This is a genomic window from Paraburkholderia sediminicola (assembly GCF_046026675.1).
GTDB lineage: Bacteria > Pseudomonadota > Gammaproteobacteria > Burkholderiales > Burkholderiaceae > Paraburkholderia > Paraburkholderia sediminicola_F.
This window is the reverse complement of sequence record NZ_JAQQEY010000001.1, coordinates 1,515,749-1,532,951: the sequence shown is the minus strand read 5'-3', so window position 1 is coordinate 1,532,951 and position 17,203 is coordinate 1,515,749. Positions and strand designations below refer to the sequence as shown.

At 62.6% G+C, this 17,203-nt stretch carries 17 protein-coding genes; 6 read left to right on the top strand and 11 right to left on the bottom strand.

The window, feature by feature from the left end:
* Positions 1–23 precede the first annotated feature (23 nt).
* The 3 genes from PQQ86_RS06600 to PQQ86_RS06590 form a co-directional block, all read right to left on the bottom strand.
* The gene (locus PQQ86_RS06600; RefSeq protein ID WP_408265441.1) at positions 24–1,262 is read right to left on the bottom strand and encodes an SfnB family sulfur acquisition oxidoreductase; all 1,239 of its coding nucleotides are present in this window, start codon (positions 1,260–1,262) and stop codon (positions 24–26) included.
* Positions 1,263–1,384: 122 nt separating this feature from the next.
* Positions 1,385–2,440, bottom strand: a complete 1,056-nt coding sequence (locus PQQ86_RS06595) for an ABC transporter permease (protein ID WP_408265440.1) — start codon at positions 2,438–2,440, stop codon at positions 1,385–1,387.
* Entirely contained in the window at positions 2,437–3,951 is a 1,515-nt protein-coding gene (locus PQQ86_RS06590) for a sugar ABC transporter ATP-binding protein (protein WP_408265439.1), read from the bottom strand. The genes PQQ86_RS06595 and PQQ86_RS06590 overlap by 4 nt, the downstream gene beginning before the upstream one ends.
* Positions 3,952–4,357: 406 nt before the next feature.
* Here PQQ86_RS06590 and PQQ86_RS06585 point away from each other — a divergent pair, with 406 nt between their 5' ends.
* Entirely contained in the window at positions 4,358–5,713 is a 1,356-nt protein-coding gene (locus PQQ86_RS06585) for an LLM class flavin-dependent oxidoreductase (protein ID WP_408265438.1), read from the top strand.
* A 5-nt stretch (positions 5,714–5,718) separates the two neighbouring features.
* Here the strand turns inward: PQQ86_RS06585 and PQQ86_RS06580 are convergent, their stop codons facing one another.
* Together PQQ86_RS06580 and PQQ86_RS06575 are read right to left on the bottom strand one after the other, a co-directional pair.
* Positions 5,719–6,093 (bottom strand): hypothetical protein, encoded by a 375-nt coding sequence (locus PQQ86_RS06580; RefSeq protein ID WP_408265437.1) that lies wholly within the window; start codon positions 6,091–6,093, stop codon positions 5,719–5,721.
* Positions 6,094–6,187: 94 nt separating this feature from the next.
* On the bottom strand, positions 6,188–7,510 hold the full coding sequence (locus PQQ86_RS06575) for an LLM class flavin-dependent oxidoreductase (protein ID WP_408265436.1): 1,323 nt from the start codon (positions 7,508–7,510) through the stop codon (positions 6,188–6,190).
* Positions 7,511–7,751: 241 nt separating this feature from the next.
* Between PQQ86_RS06575 and PQQ86_RS06570 the strand changes: the two genes are divergently transcribed.
* The 5 genes from PQQ86_RS06570 to PQQ86_RS06550 are packed head-to-tail and all read left to right on the top strand — an operon-like array spanning position 7,752 to position 11,825.
* Positions 7,752–8,531, top strand: a complete 780-nt coding sequence (locus PQQ86_RS06570) for a GntR family transcriptional regulator (protein WP_408265435.1) — start codon at positions 7,752–7,754, stop codon at positions 8,529–8,531.
* Entirely contained in the window at positions 8,528–10,261 is a 1,734-nt protein-coding gene (locus tag PQQ86_RS06565) for a fumarate reductase/succinate dehydrogenase flavoprotein subunit (RefSeq protein WP_408265434.1), read from the top strand. Before PQQ86_RS06570 ends, PQQ86_RS06565 begins: the two co-directional genes overlap by 4 nt.
* A 9-nt stretch (positions 10,262–10,270) precedes the next feature.
* Positions 10,271–10,516 (top strand): 4Fe-4S dicluster domain-containing protein, encoded by a 246-nt coding sequence (locus PQQ86_RS06560; protein ID WP_408265433.1) that lies wholly within the window; start codon positions 10,271–10,273, stop codon positions 10,514–10,516.
* Between the two features lie 29 nt (positions 10,517–10,545).
* Complete coding sequence (locus PQQ86_RS06555; protein ID WP_408265432.1) at positions 10,546–11,547, top strand: HEAT repeat domain-containing protein; 1,002 nt, start codon at positions 10,546–10,548, stop codon at positions 11,545–11,547.
* On the top strand, positions 11,547–11,825 hold the full coding sequence (locus PQQ86_RS06550) for a DUF971 domain-containing protein (RefSeq protein WP_408265431.1): 279 nt from the start codon (positions 11,547–11,549) through the stop codon (positions 11,823–11,825). Before PQQ86_RS06555 ends, PQQ86_RS06550 begins: the two co-directional genes overlap by 1 nt.
* 49 nt (positions 11,826–11,874) lie before the next feature.
* Here the strand turns inward: PQQ86_RS06550 and PQQ86_RS06545 are convergent, their stop codons facing one another.
* From PQQ86_RS06545 to PQQ86_RS06520, 6 genes are all read right to left on the bottom strand, one after another.
* The gene (locus PQQ86_RS06545) at positions 11,875–13,935 is read right to left on the bottom strand and encodes a family 2A encapsulin nanocompartment cargo protein cysteine desulfurase (RefSeq protein ID WP_408265430.1); all 2,061 of its coding nucleotides are present in this window, start codon (positions 13,933–13,935) and stop codon (positions 11,875–11,877) included.
* Positions 13,910–14,842, bottom strand: a complete 933-nt coding sequence (locus tag PQQ86_RS06540) for a family 2A encapsulin nanocompartment shell protein (RefSeq protein WP_054040017.1) — start codon at positions 14,840–14,842, stop codon at positions 13,910–13,912. Before PQQ86_RS06540 ends, PQQ86_RS06545 begins: the two co-directional genes overlap by 26 nt.
* A gap of 118 nt (positions 14,843–14,960) precedes the next feature.
* Positions 14,961–15,236 (bottom strand): helix-turn-helix domain-containing protein, encoded by a 276-nt coding sequence (locus PQQ86_RS06535; protein WP_408265429.1) that lies wholly within the window; start codon positions 15,234–15,236, stop codon positions 14,961–14,963.
* Positions 15,233–16,213: a serine O-acetyltransferase EpsC gene (gene epsC, locus PQQ86_RS06530; protein ID WP_408265428.1), complete on the bottom strand. Its 981-nt coding sequence runs from the start codon at positions 16,211–16,213 to the stop codon at positions 15,233–15,235. Before epsC ends, PQQ86_RS06535 begins: the two co-directional genes overlap by 4 nt.
* A 42-nt stretch (positions 16,214–16,255) precedes the next feature.
* A complete protein-coding gene (locus tag PQQ86_RS06525; RefSeq protein ID WP_408265427.1) occupies positions 16,256–16,723 on the bottom strand; it encodes a rhodanese-like domain-containing protein in 468 nt (155 codons plus the stop codon).
* 220 nt (positions 16,724–16,943) lie between these two features.
* Entirely contained in the window at positions 16,944–17,192 is a 249-nt protein-coding gene (locus PQQ86_RS06520; RefSeq protein ID WP_408265426.1) for a hypothetical protein, read from the bottom strand.
* Between the last annotated feature and the right edge of the window lie 11 nt (positions 17,193–17,203).

Below are 17,203 nucleotides of genomic sequence, written 5' to 3'. Positions count from 1 at the left end.
TCGGTTAAGGAGTGCGCCTGGCGTCAATTCCAGGGATGACGAGCCGGCTTGATGCCATTCAGATAGTAGTTACCGACCAGGTGATACTTCCAGCGCACCGGATCGTGCAGCGTATGTACACGCGCATTGCGCCAATGCCTGTCGAGATTGTGTTCACCGAGCGTAGACTGCGTACCGGCAAGCTCGAACAGTTTTTCGCCTGCCAGCAAAGCGATTTCTGTCGTCAACACTTTCGCTTCGCCTACGGCAACCGATGCGCGCGCCACGTCGTCTTCGGTCGTTTCCGGCGCCGCAGCGATCTCGTCGATCACACGCGCGGCGCGTTCGAGCAAGGCTTCGGCGGCATGCAGCTGGATATGCAAATGACCGATCTCCCGCACGGTCAGCGGATCGTCACTCGCGCGCTCGACCCCGCTGTCGATCCACGGCCGCGAGCGCGAGCGCACGAACGTCAGCGTGTCGTCGAGCGCAGCCTTCGCGATGCCGGCGTCGATGGCGGCCTGGATAATCTGCGAAATCGGGCCGTTGAGCGTTGGAAAATCGGACACGCGATGCGCCGGCAACACATGCGAGGCCGGAACGCGTACGCTTTCCAACACGACTGTGCCACTTGCCGTCGTACGTTGACCGAAGCCCGACCAGTCGTCGATCACGGTCAGCCCCGGCGTGCCCTTCGGAATATAGGCGAGCCAGCCCTTACGTTCGCTATCGAGCCCCAGCACGGGAACGAAGTCGGCGAATAGCGCGCCGGTCGAATAGAATTTGGTGCCCTGTACGACGTAATCGCCGCCGTCCTGCTTCACGCTCGTCTTCAGATCGAGCACGTTTTTTGTGCCCTTCTCCGAAAAGCCGTTACCGAAACGCTTGCCTCCCAGCACCTGGGCGAAGAAATATTTCTTCTGCTCCTCCGAGCCGGTTAGCGCGATCACGTCGACCAGGCCGAAGTGATTCTGCGGCAGCTGCCCAAGCGACGGATCCGCTGCTGCAATGATCTTGATGACTTCCGTCAACGTGACGAACGACACGCCCGCTCCACCGTAAGCCTTCGGCACCGTGATGGCCCATAGCCCGGATTGCGAGAACCACTCGATCTCCTCGTGAGGCAAGCGGCGTTCGGTATCGCGCTCGGCAGCGCCTTGCGCAAGGCGGCCTGCAAGCTCGTGCGCCACCGCGATGGCCTGCGCGTCATCAGCGATCACGCGGACCGCATGCCTACTCCCGTCGCGGATATTCGATGAAGCCGTTTCGCCAATCTCTGCCATGGGAATCTCCGCTTGAATGACTGTTCGCTCAATCTATCAGCGGACACCGCATGCGCAAACTGAACGATTCGGCAATCGATATTCCTTCGGATGGCAAACGACATTCCGGCGACTCGGTGGCCTCAGCCGCGCGAGTCCGCGGGCCGTCCGACACTGAACGTAAACGCCAGCGCAAGAACCAGCAGCACACCCTTGATGAAATCCTGCATGTAGTACGGCGCGTTCAGCATGGTCAGGCCGTTCAGGAGGACGCCGACAAACACCGCGCCCACTACGGTGCCGAACACATTGGGCCGCTTCGCGCCCCACACTGCATAGCCCATCAGCGCAGCCGCCACGGCGTCGAGCAGCAGGGAGTGTCCGGCGCTGACGTCGCCTCGCCCAACGCGCGCGGCGATCAGCACGCCGCCCAACGACGCGATTGCCCCTGAGGCAACGTAGGCCGCGATCCGGTAGCGTGCCGTGGGCGCGCCCGCCAGCCGCGCGGCGGTCTCATTGCCGCCGATCGCGTAGATCACGCGGCCCCAGCGCGTCGTCTCCATCACGATGCAGGCGAGCATCGTCAACGCAATGAGAATCAGGACCGGCAGCGGCACGACATCGAAAAGACGCAGACGTCCCAACGCCAGAAACGCATCGGAGAATATCCCGCTCGCCTCCGTGCCATCGGGCAGCACGGTACCGGTTGCGAGCGACCGGCCGCCAGTCGGGATCAGTTGCAGACCGGCCAGCAGGAACAGTGTGCCGAGCGTCGCCAGTTGGTCCGGCACGCGCAGCCGCGTGATCAACAAGCCGTTGAACAGGCCGGCCGCGATGCCGAGTGCGACGCATGCGGCCACGGCCGCAAGCGCGCTGCCATGCCAGACGATCAGCACGTAGCTCGCTGCCATCTGAGCTGAAGCAGCCACGCTGCCCACCGAGAGATCGAAGCCACCCGCCGCCAACGTGATCGTTACGCCAATGCCGAGCAACGCCACGATCGATACCGCCTGAAGGATGCTGAACAGATTGTCGATGTTCAGAAAGGCCGGTTCCCTGATGGCGAACACGGCAATCAGAATCGCCAGCACGAGCAGGATGCCGGTCCGCTCCAGGTGATCGCGCAAACTACGCCATGCTGACAGCGCCCGTTGGTCGGAGGCCACGTCGCCGGGAATAGAAGGGGTAAGGTGTTTCATGAATGAAGTTCAGAGCTCGCGTCATGGAATGGTTGAACAGTTGGGCGCTCGAGCGTGGCACGATCGAACCGTACGACGCGATCGGCAATCTCCAGAGCCTCTTCGAGATCGCTGACGAACACGATCGTCGCGCGTTCATGGGCATGCCGCCGTAAGGTATCGACGATGTCGGCGCGCGCGCCGGCGTCGACGCCCTGAAACGGTTCGTCGAGCAGCAACAAGCGCGCGCGTTCGACATGCCAGCGCGCGAGGACGACTTTCTGCTGATTGCCGCCGGACAGGCGTGTCAGGCGATCGTCGGGGCCGGTGCAGCGAATGCCGAAGGTTCTGATCGCGTCGATCGCGGCATCGCGCTCTGCGGCCTCGCGTACCACGCCACGCCTGAACCAGTTCGACAGAAACGGAAAGCTGAGCGTCCCTGCAATCGATGCGAACGGCACGCTGTCGGGAAACAACGAGGTGCGCCAGCGATCCTCGCCGGCGAGGAACACGCCGGCGCGAATCGAATCGGCCGGTGAACGAGGACGCCATGGCTTGCCGTCGAGCACCATCCGACCACTGCTCGCATGTGCCGCACCGAAGATCGCTCTTGCGAAGCGCGATTTGCCACCACCCACCGGCCCCGCTATCGCCACGATCTCGCCACGCTGGACGTCGAGGTCGAATGAGCGACTGGTCGACGTCAATTGGAAATCACGCACGCTGAAACAGGGTTCGAGCGCGGCCGCGTCTTTCGCATCCTGAGTTCGGCCTTGCGGCAGAGGCCGTCCAATCATCGTCTCGACGGCAGCGTCGAAATCGATCGGCGGGTGCAGATCGGCGACGAGATGTCCGTCGCGCACGATCGCTACCCGATCCGCCATGCGCCGCAGATCACCCAGCCGATGTGAGACCAGCAGGATCGCGACACCCTCCTCACGCAATGGCTCGAGCCGCAGGAACAGCCGTTCCGCTTCTGCGGCGGACAGACTGGCGGTGGGCTCATCGAGAATCAGCAGCTTGGGACGCGAAGCCAGTGCGCGCGCCAGCGTCACGAGCTGCTGACTCGCGAGCGAGAGCGACCCGAGCGGCGCCGACAGATCGACATCCAGCCCGACCCGCTCGGCAAGCGGCCTCGCCGCCTCACGGCGCGCCGCCGGTGGTGCGCGCCAGGGCGACGCCGGATCGCACAAGCGGTCGAGCAGCAGGTTGTCCGCAATCGAGAGCGCCGGTACGACAGCGTCGGCAATCGACTGATGCACCGTGGCAATGCCGAGTTGTTTGGCTGCTTGGGGCGAAGCGGGTCGATACGGCTTGCCCAGCAGCGTCAAGGTCCCGCCATCGGGCGCATACACGCCGCTTAGGATCTTGACGAGCGTCGACTTGCCTGCGCCGTTGGCGCCCATCAACGCGACGACTTCACCCGGATGGATCGAGAAATCGAGGTTCGACAGCGCGACGGTTGCATCAAAGCGCTTCGTGAGCGCAGAGGCAGTCAGGATCGGCTCGCTCGAACGCGGAAGCTTTTCCATACGATCCGGAAGCGGTGAACGGGTTAAGTTAATGGGGGCCTTCATATACGCGAATTGAGCAAGGGCAGACGTTTCATTGTTTCTGCGGTGGACCCGGTCAAGCGGACCCACTGCAGCAGCGGCATGCTCCGGCAAAGGCAACAAAGGCAGCGTATTGTGCGTACCGTCATCCAGAAACGATTGTCTGCCTGGGCGGGACTCGCGGAAAACCAATTTGTTCTGATATGCAAAGCGTCGCGCATGGCGAACCGCCACCAGATAGCGACGTTGCCCTGCGCTTAGTCTTCGCCGGCATATCGATGCCAGAATTCATTCGTGGTCTCGAACGATCCGCTATTCGACAATGGGCGAATCGGTCAGAGCGTTCGTCCGTTCGTTGCTGGCTGCTTCCGCATTCGAAAAGACCATGAGAACCGACCCGCCGCGCCAGCTTCATCTGAACGTCAATATCCTCCACTCCGGCTTTGTCCCTTCCGCATGGCGTACGCCCGAAGCTGATCCGCGCGCCTTCGTCGATATCGCCCACTACGTTCGTGTCGCGCAGATTGCCGAGGCGGCGAAATTCGACGCCGTGTTTCTCGCGGATAACGCCTCGATTGCCGATCAGATCGACTTCCGCCCGATCACGGCGCTGGAGCCGACCGTATTGCTCGCCGGTATTGCTGCGGCCACGACGCATATCGGCGTAATCGGCACGGCATCGACGAGTTATAACGAGCCGTATAACATCGCGCGCCGCTTTGCCACGCTCGATCAGCTCAGTGCGGGCCGGGCCGGCTGGAACATCGTGACGACCGCGGATCTCGGCTCAGCCCGCAATTTCGGCCGCGAGGCGGTGCCGGATCACGCGCAACGCTACGAGCGCGCAGCCGAGTTCACCGAGGTGGTGAAGGCGCTGTGGGATAGCTGGGAAGACGATGCCTTTATCGGCGACAAGGCGAGCGGCCGTTTCATCGACACCACGAAGGTGCATCGCATCGACCATCGCGGCAAATACTTCAGTGTCGATGGTCCGTTCAACCTGCCGCGCAGTGCACAGGGTCATCCCGTGCTGATCCAGGCCGGCGGCTCAACTGACGGACGCGAACTCGCGGCCCGCCACGCGGAAGCCGTGTTCTCGGCATCGCAGTCGTTCGACGAGGCCGCCGCCTATGCGCGCGAACTGAAATCTCGCGCCGCGACGTGGGGACGTGGCAACAACGCAATTCGCGTGCTACCCGGACTCACCACGATCATCGGCGCAACCGAAGCCGAGGCCCTGCGCCGTCGCGATGAGCTGGTCGACCTGATTCCATGGACCTATAGCCTCAGCCGACTGGCCGGCATATTGGGCATTAGCGTCGAGCGGTTGAAACTCGACGAACGCCTGCCGGACGATCTCTCATTGCCCGGCAACGGCAATGGCAATCACACGTTCTTCAACGCCACGCTCACACAGGCGCGGACCCATGGATACACAGCGCGTCAATTGATCCGCGCGCTTGCGGGCGGTGGCGGACATCGTGTCGTCGTCGGCACGCCGGAACAGATCGCCGACGATATCGAACACTGGTTCAAAGGCGGCGCTGCCGACGGCTTCAATCTGATGCCGGACGTTCTGCCGGGCGGCTTGCAGGATTTCGCCGATGGCGTGGTTCCGCTTCTGCAGCAACGTGGCCTTTTCCGCACTGACTACGAGGGCAGCACCCTGCGCGAACACTTCAGGTTGCGACGGCCTGTCAGCCGCCACCTGCATCCACGCGAAGCGGCCGCAACCGCGTAAGCGCACTACCTATCGAACGTGATGAACTGCGCCGAGCTCCACACTTTGCTGTCGTCGCGCTGACGGCCGAACACGTACACCGGGCGAAAGCCGAAGCCGGCGTTCTGCGGTGCAACTTCGAACCGTCCTGCCAAATCCACCGGCAACGGCTGATCCGTCAAACGTTCGACAGCCAGGAATAGTTCGGTGCCGCCGAGTTCATGCCGCGCCGTGCCGCTGGCGAGCAATTCCGCGCCGCTGATTTCCCAGTGAAAGGTCGGCGCGTGCGCAAACGGATTGCCCTGCAGCGGATCGCGTGTGCGAGTCGACGCTATTTCATATCCGACCGGAACGGTATGAGTTTGTCGTGAGCAGCGCGATGAATGGCGAGCTGACCGCACGCACGGGCGAATAGTCGAACGTGGTTCCCGGCGTCACGTCGACTCGCGAACGTGCCGTGAAATAGACCGATTAGTAGTTCAGTAGTCGGTCATTTCATCGGGCAAAAAAACGGTTCTCAGGCCGTGGCAATCCCAGATTCTCGCGCAGTGTCGCGCCTTCGTATTCGCGCCGGAACAAGCCGCGCTTCTGCAACTCGGGAATGACTTTGTCGACGAAGTCGTCAAGACCGCCCGGCAGATACGGGAACATGACGTTGAATCCGTCTGAGCCCTCTTCCACCAGCCATTGCTCCATCTGATCGGCAATCATTTTCGCCGTGCCCACCATCTCGAGCCCTGAGTATCCGCCGATGCGTTGAGCGAGTTGCCGAATCGTCAGCCCGTCGCGCTGCGCCCATTCGACCACTCGCTGACGCGCTGTCCGGCTCGCATTGGTCTCCGGAATCTCTGGCAGCGGACCGTCCGGATCAAAACCGGATACGTCATGCCCCAAAGCAATCGACAACGAAGCTATGCCGCTCTCGTAGTGCACGAACGTGTCGAGCCGCGCCCGGGTTTCCAGCGCCTCTTCCAACGTGTCACCTACGACCACGAAGGCGGCCGGAAGGATCTTCATATGATCGCGTGCACGGCCGAGTTTTTCCATCCGGCCTTTCACATCGGCATAGAAGCGCTTGCCTTCCGCCAGCAGGGTTTGCGCGGTGAACACCACCTCGGCGGTTTCGGCAGCAATCTGACGCCCTGCTTCCGATGAACCGGCTTGCACGATGACGGGCCACCCCTGAACGGGGCGCGCAATATTCAACGGGCCGCGCACCGAGAAGTTCTCGCTCTTGTAGTTCAGCACATGCAGTTTCTCCGGATCGAAGAATGTGCCGGTTTCCGTATCGCGGATAAAGGCATCGTCGGCCCAACTGTCCCAGAGTCCGGTGACCACGTCGAAGAACTCGCGGGCACGCCGATACCGCTCGTCGTGTTCGACATGCTCGTCGAGACCGAAATTGAGCGCGGCATCGGGGTTCGACGTCGTCACGAGATTCCATCCAGCACGGCCGCCGCTGATATGGTCGAGCGAGGCAAACCGCCTCGCGACGTGATAAGGCGCGTCGAACGTAGTGGACGCCGTGGCGATAAGCCCCAGCCGTTCCGTGACCGCCGCCAGCGCGGGCAGCAGCGTCAACGGTTCGAACGACGTGACCGTGTGGCTATGCTTGAGCGCGTCGAGCGGCATGTTGAGCACCGCGAGGTGATCAGCCATGAAGAACGCGTCGAAACGGCCACGCTCGAGCGTCTGGGCGAAGCGCTTCAGGTGCGCAAAATTGAAGTTGGCGTCGGGATAGGCGCCCGGATAGCGCCATGCGCCGGTGTGAATTGTCGTGGGGCGCATGAAAGCGCCGAGGCGAAGCTGACGTGACATGTAGCAAGCTCCATCGCAAACAGGTCGGGCCAGTTTAATCGTCCTTCGCCGACGCTGCTTGCCACCGCCCGCCACCCGGTAGTTGCCCGTCGAACGCGGTGTGCCGGGGCTCCGACACTAACGGGCACGCCGAAAGCTGTTCCGCAGAAATACAAAGCACAAAATCTTCGTTCGCCGCTCCGGGCTCCCTCACTAGACTGTGACTCAACTTGTCATAACAAGTACAGACAACCCACAGATCATGCAGAAACCCGACCCGGCCAACGTGCTGCCTCTCTCCGCCCCGCCGCTCTACGAGCAGATAAAGACTGCTTTGCGCTCGCGCATTCTCGACGGCACATACGCGGCCCATTCGCAGATGCCGTCTGAAAACGACCTCTGCGCGATGTTCAACGTCAGCCGCATCACCGTGCGGCAGGCGCTCGGCGATCTGCAAAAAGAAGGCCTCGTCTTCAAACTGCACGGCAAGGGCACCTTTGTCTCCAAGCCGAAAGCCTTCCAGAACGTCAGTGCGTTGCAGGGCTTCGCCGAAGCGATGTCGTCGATGGGCTATGAGATCGTCAACCAGCTCAAACATATCCGCTTCATTCCCGCCACCGCGCACGTCGCGAGCCGGCTTCAACTGCCCGAAGGCACGAAGATCGCCGAAATCCGTCGCGTGCGGATGCTCAATCGCGAGCCGGTGTCGCTCGAAATCACATGGGTGCCGGAGGCATTGGGCAAACGTCTGGCTGGCGCGGACCTCGTCACGCGCGACATCTTCCTCATTCTCGAGAACGACTGCGCGGTGCCGCTCGGCCACGCCGACGTCTCCATCGACGCAATTCTCGCCGACGATGAAATCGTCGAAGCCTTGAACGTCGAAGAAGGCAGCCCGGTGCTGCGCATCGAGCGTCTGACCCATAGCGCGGACGGCACACCGATCGATTACGAATACCTCTATTTCCGCGGCGACGCGTTTCAGTATCGCTTTCGCATCGACCGCCAGAAAGAGAAGAAGACCACAAGGAAGACGAAATGAATACGCACGTGATCGAGTACGACCTGGTCGTCGTGGGAGGTGGCACCGCCGGTCCAATGGCTGCCGTCAAAGCAAAAGAACAGAATCCGAATCTGAAGGTCCTGCTGCTGGAAAAGGCCAACGTCAAACGCAGCGGCGCGATTTCGATGGGCATGGACGGGCTGAATAACGCCATCATCCCAGGCCACGCCACGCCCGAGCAGTACACGAAGGAAATCACCATCGCCAACGACGGCATCGTCGATCAGGCCGCCGTCTACGCCTACGCCCGGCACAGTTTCAAGACCATCGAAGAGCTCGACCGCTGGGGTGTGAAGTTCGAAAAGGACGGCACAGGCGACTACGCGGTGAAGAAAGTGCATCACATGGGCTCCTATGTTCTGCCGATGCCGGAAGGCCATGACATTAAGAAAGTGCTCTACCGGCAGCTCAAACGCGCGCGCATTGCGATCACCAATCGCATCGTCGTCACGCGTGTTCTGACCGATGCGCAAGGGCGCGCCTGCGGCGTGCTGGGCTTCGATTGCCGTACGGCGGATTTCTATGTGGTGCGCGCGAAGGCTGTCATTCTCAGCTGCGGGGCTGCAGGACGGCTCGGTTTGCCGTCCTCGGGCTACCTGATGGGCACCTATGAGAACCCCACCAACGCCGGCGACGGCTACGCGATGGCCTATCACGCGGGCGCAGCGCTGGCGAACCTCGAGTGCTTCCAGATCAACCCGCTGATCAAGGACTACAACGGCCCCGCATGCGCATACGTGACGGGCCCCCTTGGCGGCTTCACCGCCAACGGCAAGGGTGAACGTTTCATCGAATGCGATTATTGGAGCGGCCAGATGATGTGGGAGTTCTATCAGGAACTCCAAAGCGGCAATGGGCCGGTATTTCTGAAGCTCGACCATCTCGCCGAAGAAACCATTCAAACCATCGAGCAGATTCTGCACACGAATGAGCGCCCGAGCCGGGGCCGATTTCACGCAGGACGCGGCACCGATTACCGGCAGCAGATGATCGAGATGCACATCTCGGAGATCGGCTTTTGCAGCGGCCATAGCGCGTCCGGCGTCTACGTGAACGAGCGCGCGGAGACCACGGTCGCCGGTCTCTACGCTGCCGGCGATATGGCTGCGGTACCGCACAACTACATGCTCGGCGCGTTCACCTACGGCTGGTTCGCCGGGCAAAACGCGGCGCAATACGTCGACGGTCGTGAGCATGCGGCGCTCGATAACGAGCAGATCGAAGCCGAACGGGCGCGAATCTATGCGCCGCTCGAACGGGAGACAGGGCTTGCGCCGGCGCAAGTCGAATACAAGCTGCGCCGCATGGTGAACGACTATCTTCAGCCGCCGAAGGTCACGCGCAAGATGGAAATCGGCCTGCAACGTTTCGCGGAAATCGCCACCGACATCGACCAGATCAAAGCCGACAATCCGCACGAACTGATGCGCGCCGCGGAAGTGCGAGCGATTCGCGACTGCGCCGAAATGGCGGCGCATGCGTCGCTGTATCGCACGGAAAGCCGCTGGGGGCTGTACCACCATCGCGTCGATTATCCGCAGCGCAACGACGCGGAGTGGTTCTGCCACACGCATCTGAAGAAAGATGCAGCGGGTCGCATGGTCAGCGAAAAACGCGCTGTGGAGCCGTACGTGGTGCCGCTCGACAACCAGGAGAGTCATGCCTATCAGAACCTGCGCATCGGCGAGCCCGCGCTGGCCGACGCTTGAGGAGCCACCATGTCTACGACACCGCACAACATTTTCCAGCGCAGCGCAGCGCCGGTCACGATCGACGAAGACAAATGCATCGCGGACAAAGGCTGCACGGTCTGCGTGGATGTATGCCCGCTCGACCTGCTCGCGATCGACCTGACCAAAGGCAAGGCGTACATGAAGTTCGACGAATGCTGGTACTGCATGCCGTGCGAGAAGGATTGCCCGACCGATGCGGTCAAGGTCGACATTCCTTATCTGCTGCGCTAGTCGCGAATCCTCCAGACACCATTCAACTCATGACCGATATTTCGCTTCCGCTGACGTTCGACCCCGATTCTCTCGATCCGGAAGCCGCCGCACTCCTCCCGCGCCTCGCGTCCGCGGACGCCGCGGTGCGCCGCATCGCCCTCCTTGCGCTCGCCGACCTCGAAGACGAAGCCGTGCTCGGACCGATTGTCGCCGCGTTACGCACCGACCCATCATCGGACGTTCGCGCTCAGGCCGCCGAGGTGCTCGGTGCATGGGAGCGCATCGACGCGGTTGAGGCGTTATGCGAAGCGCTGGCAGATCGTGCGGAAGATGTCCGCGACGCAGCCGCGCAGAGTCTGTCCAATCTGAAGGATCAGGAATCCGGACCACTGCTTGCGCCGTGGACCACACATGACGATCCGTTCGTGCGCCAGGCTGCGCTTCGCGGTCTGCGCGAATTACGTTATGCGGGTGCGTTGGAACCCGCGCTGGCCGCGCTAAGCGCGAGCGAGGATGGTGTGCGGCTCGAAGCCGTGAGCGTGCTCGGCTGGTTGAAGAGCGAACGCGCGCTTGGCCCTCTTACCGCCACAGCCGCACAGGACCCGAGCGCCGCTGTACGGCGTGCGGCAATCGGCGCGTTGGGCATCGGCGCAGCGGCGACGGACGAAACCATCGCCGCGTTGCTGAGCGCATTGCGCGATACCGCGTGGCAGGTCCGTGAAGAAGCGGCGGCTACGCTCGGCAAACTGCGCGCGTCGAGCGCACAGGATGCGCTGATCGCGGCGCTTGACGACGACTACTGGCAAGTCCGTCTGCAGGCGGTCCGCGCGTTAGGCAAACTCGGCGATGCAAACGCAAGCGCAAGCACGGCAGTGGCCGCGTTGCTCACACATGCGATTAGCAATCTGCGCAAGGAAGCGGCGTTGTCGCTTGGCGAACTGGGCGACGCAGCGTCGTTGCCCGCCTTGCACGCAGCCGCAACCGATCCCGATCCGGAAGTACGCAAGGCCGCGCGTATAGCGCTGGCACAGATTGAAAAGGCGCACTGATGGACGCGCCCGAACACGTGACGATTCATGCCGCGACGGGGCGACTGTCCCTGACGTGGCGCGATGGCCAAACGCAGTGGATCGACAATGCCACGCTGCGAGAACGATGCCCTTGTTCAACATGCCGTCGCTTGGCGCATTTGGGCGAGGCGCCGCGAATCGAGCCGCAACTCGTGATTGTCGACATGCAGCCGATGGGCTACGGCGTGCAGATCGTCTTCAGCGATGGACACGCGCAGGGGATCTATCCGTGGCGTTATCTGGCGGGGTTTGCCTGAATGCAGGCGTGAGAAAACGGCGGCCATAATAAACGGCCGCCGTTTTTCTTTAGCGTCGCGAAGACAACCGACGCACAACCGACACCAGCGCATCGACTTCATCGCAGGTGTTGTAGAACGCAAGCGACGGCCTCACCGTGGCTTCCACGCCAAAGCGCCGCAAGATCGGCTGCGCACAGTGATGTCCCGAGCGCACGGCGATGCCCCCTTCGTTCAGCGCCTGCCCTACTTCCTCGGTTTCGTAGCCCTTCAACACAAAGGACAACACGCTGGCCTTGTCGCGCGCCGTGCCAATCAGACGCACGCCCGGCACAGGCTGCAGCACGCTTGTCGCATACGCCAACAGATCGTGTTCATAGCGCGCGATATTCTCGATACCCACGCGCTGAACATAGTCGATCGCAGCACCCAGACCTACCGCATCGGCGATATTGCCCGTGCCCGCTTCGAAACGACTCGGCGGAGGCTGGAATACGGTGCGCTCGAAGGTGACGTCCGCGATCATGTTGCCGCCACCCTGCCAGGGCGGCATATCTTCCAGAATCGCGCGCTTGCCGTAGACCACGCCGATGCCGGTCGGACCGAACACCTTGTGACCCGAGAACACGAAGAAATCCGCGTCAAGCGCCTGCACGTCTACCCGCATGTGCGACACAGACTGAGCACCGTCGACCAACACCTTCGCACCCGCACGATGCGCCAGCTCGACGATCTCCTTGACCGGCACCACGGTGCCCAACGCGTTCGACACCTGCGTGACCGACACAATCTTCGTTCGGTCATTGAGCAGCCGACGATATTCGTCGAGCAGAACCTGGCCACTGTCGTCGACCGGAATCACACGCAGCTTGGCACCGGTTTGCGCTGCAAGCTGCTGCCACGGCACGATGTTGGCATGATGCTCCAGGTGCGAGACGATGATCTCGTCACCCTCGCCGACATGCTTCACGCCCCACGTCTTCGCGATCAGGTTGATCGCTTCAGTGGTGCCGCGCACGAAGATGATTTCCTCCGGCGATGCCGCGCCGATGAAACGCTGCACCTTGCTGCGTGCGGCTTCGTACGCATCCGTGGCGCGGCCGGCCAGCGCATGGGCGGCCCGATGGATGTTCGAGTTTTCATGCGCGTAGAAATACGCGAGCCGATCGATCACCGCCTGCGGCTTGTGCGTAGTCGCGGCATTGTCGAACCACACCAGCTGACGGCCGTTCACACGTTCCTGCAGAATCGGAAAGTCCCGGCGAATCGCATTCACATCGAATGGCGGATGCGCTGACGGCCCGGCATGCGGCACGCCATCCGTCCTGGCGGAAGTGTGCCCGGGAAACTGCGATCCCTCATTCAGATTCAGGAAATAGTGCGAGTTGCTGGTGTGCTCTGCCGGCCCGACGCTCGGCGCCGCTGGCGATGCTGCCGGCCTGTCGTACGGGAAGCGCTGCTCGGCGAGCGGCTGATCGACACCAGGGAGTCCGAGCGATTGCGCGCTGACTTCGTTCCAACCCGGCACGACGATATCCGGCGACGCAACCGTCGATGTCCGGGCTTGCGCCGTTTCGCCCAGGAAATAATAAGGCGACGCTGAGACGGGCGACGCAGGCGCTGCACCACCAGCGGACGGACGCTGCGCACCGTGTGCTTCAGGCACGCCCAGCGCCGCGCCGCCAAAGCGCGGATCGAGTGCCGGCGCAACAGTCACTGCGCTATCAGGCAGGCCGTTCTGCCCAGCCGCATGAGGTGCGAGCGCAGGCGCGCGATTACCCAACGACAGAACATGCGTAGGTGCTGACGGCAGCAGGTTGCCTCCCGGCACATGCCCCTGCGGCAACGCCGCACCAGGCACACCTGTGCCCGCGCCGCCGGGACCCGCGAGCGGCGAACCGGCCGGGGCCGGATTGCTGATCTCGCTGGTCACAGGCGCCGTGAACGGCAGCGTGGCGGCCACGTCGGGCGCACCGCCTACCTGCGGTGCGTTGCCCGGAAGCGCCGAGAAGAACGCATTGGCCAGCGACGCCAACGTCGCCGGATCAGGCAAGCCCGCGGGCGGACCCGTCGGCACATCGTGCGGCAGGACGCTATCCATGGGCTTACTTGTAGGTGTCTGGGTAGTCATGGTACTTGCCGATCTCCACGTCATCGAGAACTGCCAGCGCGTCCGGCGAATGCACCGCGAGCGAGCAATAGAGCGAGATCAGATACGACGCGATCGCATGATTGTTGATGCCCATGAAGCGGACCGACAAACCCGGACCCTGTTCGCCGGCCACGCCCGGCTGGAACAGGCCGACCACGCCCTGGCGCTTGTCGCCCACGCGCAGCAGCAGAATCTTGGTCTTGCCATCGGCAACCGGCACCTTGTCCGACGGAATCAGCGGAATGCCACGCCACGTCAGGAACTGCGAGCCGAACAGGCTGACCGTCGGCGGCGGCACGCCACGGCGTGTGCATTCACGACCGAAGGCGGCAATCGCGAGCGGATGCGTCAGGAAGAACGCCGGCTCTTTCCATACCTTGGTCAGCAATTCGTCGAGATCGTCGGGGGTCGGTGCACCGGTCAGCGGAAACACGCGCTGCTCTTCGGCCACGTTCGCGAGCAGGCCGTAGTCCGGATTGTTGATCAGCTGGCTTTCCTGCAACTCCTTGATCGTTTCGATCGTGAGCCGCAACTGTTCCTTGATCTGGTCGTGCGGGCTGCTGTACAGATCCGAGATCCGCGTGTGCACGTCGAGCACGGTGCTGACCGCATTCAGGAAGTACTCGCGCGGTTGCTCTTCGTACGGCACGAAAGTGCGCGGCAGAATGCTTTCATCTTCGCGCGCGGTGCAGGCCGCCTTGACGGCTTCGGGATTCTTCACCTGGTTCAGACGATAAATGCCCGCTTCGACCGGCAGCCATTGAAGCAGATGCGTGAGCCAGCGGGGCGTGATCGTGGCGAGTTGCGGAACGGTTTTGGTGGCATTGGCTAGTTGCCGTGCTGCGGTATCGCCGAGCGCCGTCAGGCCGCCGACTGTTGCTGTCATCTGAAGCTCCAGGATTGATAGAAGAAAAACGGGAAAGCTTATGAACGAAAGTGATTATGGGAAGACGCCCCTGGCCGTTCAACATGCTATAGACGGCAAAGCAGCGGTCTAACGGGTTCTAACGGGCGGACGCAGGATCGACGAGTGTGGAATGCGGGCGTGCGGCAACGCTCACGCCATCGGACGAATGGCTGAGCAGGCGTTCGACCGGCACGTTGAAAGCACGGGCGAGTTTGTCGAGCGTGACAATCGACGCGATCGCAGAACCGCGCTCGATCTCGCCGACATACGACCGGTTGAGTCCGGCGTGCTCGGCCAATTGCTCCTGCGACCAGCCGGACGCCTCACGAAAGCGCCGCACCGCGGCGCCGAAGTCCCTGACGAGCACGCTCATCGAGCCGCCCCGGCCGTGGCGGGCTCCGCGACTGCCTCCTGATCGCGCGGCGGCCGCTCGCGGACCGCGGCGGCGCCGGTGCCTTCGTTGCGCGACACGGCCTGCGTCACGTGTGAACCGGGCGCGACATCCTGCGTGACCCACACATTGCCGCCGATCACCGCGCCCTGCCCGAGCGTGACGCGTCCAAGAATGGTGGCCCCCGCGTAAATGACGACGTCGTCCTCGACGATCGGATGACGCGCATGGCCCTTTTCCAGATGACCCTGCGCGTCGCGCGGAAAACGCTTCGCGCCCAGCGTGACGGCCTGATAGACCCGCACGCGTTCGCCGATGATGGCCGTTTCGCCGATCACCACACCCGTCCCATGATCGATGAAGAACCCCGCCCCAATCCGCGCGCCAGGATGAATGTCGATACCGGTCTGCGCATGCGCGAGCTCGGCGATGATGCGCGCCAGCAGCGGCAGCCCGAGCCCATACAACTCGTGGGCGAGCCGATGGTGGATCATCGCCAGCACGCCGGGATAGCACAGCAGGACTTCGTCCACACTGCCGGCCGCGGGGTCGCCGTGAAACGCCGCTAATACGTCGCTATCGAGCAAGCTGCGAATCGCCGGCAAGCGCGCCGCGAACGCGCGCACCGCGATACCGGCTTGCGCCTCGATCGTGGCGGCGGGCGGCGGTTGATGGCGGCTGCGGTAGTGAAACTCCAGACGCGCCTGACTCAGCAAGGCATGCAGCGCGGCGTCGAGCGCATGGCCGACGTAGAAGTTTTCGCTTTCCTGGCGCAGATCGGGCGGCCCGAGCCGCATTGGGAAAAGCACGCCCTTCAGCGTTTCAATGATCTCCGAGAGCGCTTCGCGCCCCGGCAATTCGCGCCCGCCCGGCTCAAGCGAGCGCTTCTGCACTTCGCGCCATTGCTGGCGGACCGTCTGAAGCGCGTGAACAATCTCATCGACATCAAACACAGCCACAGCGGTTACTCCCCGTAAAGTGCAGCATGAACGATCAGACTGTCAGTCCTGAATCCACGGCAGGCCATGAAAGCGCCAACCATTGCTGGCGCCGCGCCGTTGCGCGCCGTCCAGCTCCCCTTCAAAGCCTTCCAGAACATTGAATACCTGCGTGAAGCCGGCTTTCGCCGCGGCCTCGGCCGCCAGTGCCGAGCGGTTGCCGCTGCGGCACAGCAGCAGCACGACGGCGTCCTTGCCGGTTTTCGCTTCCAGTTCGCGCACGAAGCGCGGATTGCGCGTCAGGCTCGTACCCGTCGCCCATGCGACATGGAGGCTGTTCGGTACGAGTCCGACGAATTTGCGTTCTTCAGCAGTACGCACGTCCACCAGCACGGCATCGCCGGCCTGGACGAGCGCCCACGCATCCTGTGGCGACAGGCCGCCGGCATAGGGCAAACCGGCTTCGGCGGCCTTCGCACGGGCGGCTTCGAGCAGTGCAAGAGTGGGGCGTTCTGCGAGTTCAAGCGTCATGATGTCTCCGTCGATATCGCGCGAATCAGTACGCGCGGGTCTAAGCCATCTGCGAATGCAACCGCCTATAGCCATCAGAAGACACTATGAAAGAGAGTTAGCCGAAGCCGAACCAATTAATTGTCATTTCTAAAGAAGCATCGGTTCGGATGCTCCGGCTTGCAGCCACCAGGCAATGCCCGTTCGCTGCGGATTTGCCGCGCCACCTCCGCCATGCGCGTTATTCCCGTGGGATCTCGAGCGGCACGACAAACATGCCAGCGGTGTATTCCATATGGAAATAGCCGCAGCGCGCGTAAGCCGCAATGCGCTCGAGCCGTTCAGGTGATTGAGAGGTATAGGTCGCGGCGGCCGTCTCGTCTGAGGATTGCTCAGGCGTGAGGGGTGCGCGTTTTGACAATTGCTTCTGCAGGGTTCGCACAGGATGCCGAAGTCCGCCCCAGATAAGCGTCGCTGAAAGTGCGGCCATACGGCCTCCGT

Excerpts from the sequence above, each read along its gene's own strand:
- PQQ86_RS06535 (WP_408265429.1), bottom strand. The coding sequence starts at position 15,236 with ATGAGCGTGCTCGTCAGGGACTTCGGCGCCGCGGTGCGGCGCTTTCGT.
- PQQ86_RS06600 (WP_408265441.1), bottom strand. The coding sequence starts at position 1,262 with ATGGCAGAGATTGGCGAAACGGCTTCATCGAATATCCGCGACGGGAGT.
- PQQ86_RS06555 (WP_408265432.1), top strand. The coding sequence starts at position 10,546 with ATGACCGATATTTCGCTTCCGCTGACGTTCGACCCCGATTCTCTCGAT.
- PQQ86_RS06525 (WP_408265427.1), bottom strand. The coding sequence starts at position 16,723 with ATGACGCTTGAACTCGCAGAACGCCCCACTCTTGCACTGCTCGAAGCC.
- PQQ86_RS06520 (WP_408265426.1), bottom strand. The coding sequence starts at position 17,192 with ATGGCCGCACTTTCAGCGACGCTTATCTGGGGCGGACTTCGGCATCCT.
- PQQ86_RS06560 (WP_408265433.1), top strand. The coding sequence starts at position 10,271 with ATGTCTACGACACCGCACAACATTTTCCAGCGCAGCGCAGCGCCGGTC.
- PQQ86_RS06565 (WP_408265434.1), top strand. The coding sequence starts at position 8,528 with ATGAATACGCACGTGATCGAGTACGACCTGGTCGTCGTGGGAGGTGGC.
- PQQ86_RS06570 (WP_408265435.1), top strand. The coding sequence starts at position 7,752 with ATGCAGAAACCCGACCCGGCCAACGTGCTGCCTCTCTCCGCCCCGCCG.
- PQQ86_RS06545 (WP_408265430.1), bottom strand. The coding sequence starts at position 13,935 with ATGACTACCCAGACACCTACAAGTAAGCCCATGGATAGCGTCCTGCCG.
- PQQ86_RS06575 (WP_408265436.1), bottom strand. The coding sequence starts at position 7,510 with ATGTCACGTCAGCTTCGCCTCGGCGCTTTCATGCGCCCCACGACAATT.
- PQQ86_RS06585 (WP_408265438.1), top strand. The coding sequence starts at position 4,358 with ATGAGAACCGACCCGCCGCGCCAGCTTCATCTGAACGTCAATATCCTC.
- PQQ86_RS06540 (WP_054040017.1), bottom strand. The coding sequence starts at position 14,842 with ATGACAGCAACAGTCGGCGGCCTGACGGCGCTCGGCGATACCGCAGCA.
- PQQ86_RS06595 (WP_408265440.1), bottom strand. The coding sequence starts at position 2,440 with ATGAAACACCTTACCCCTTCTATTCCCGGCGACGTGGCCTCCGACCAA.
- PQQ86_RS06590 (WP_408265439.1), bottom strand. The coding sequence starts at position 3,951 with ATGGAAAAGCTTCCGCGTTCGAGCGAGCCGATCCTGACTGCCTCTGCG.
- PQQ86_RS06550 (WP_408265431.1), top strand. The coding sequence starts at position 11,547 with ATGGACGCGCCCGAACACGTGACGATTCATGCCGCGACGGGGCGACTG.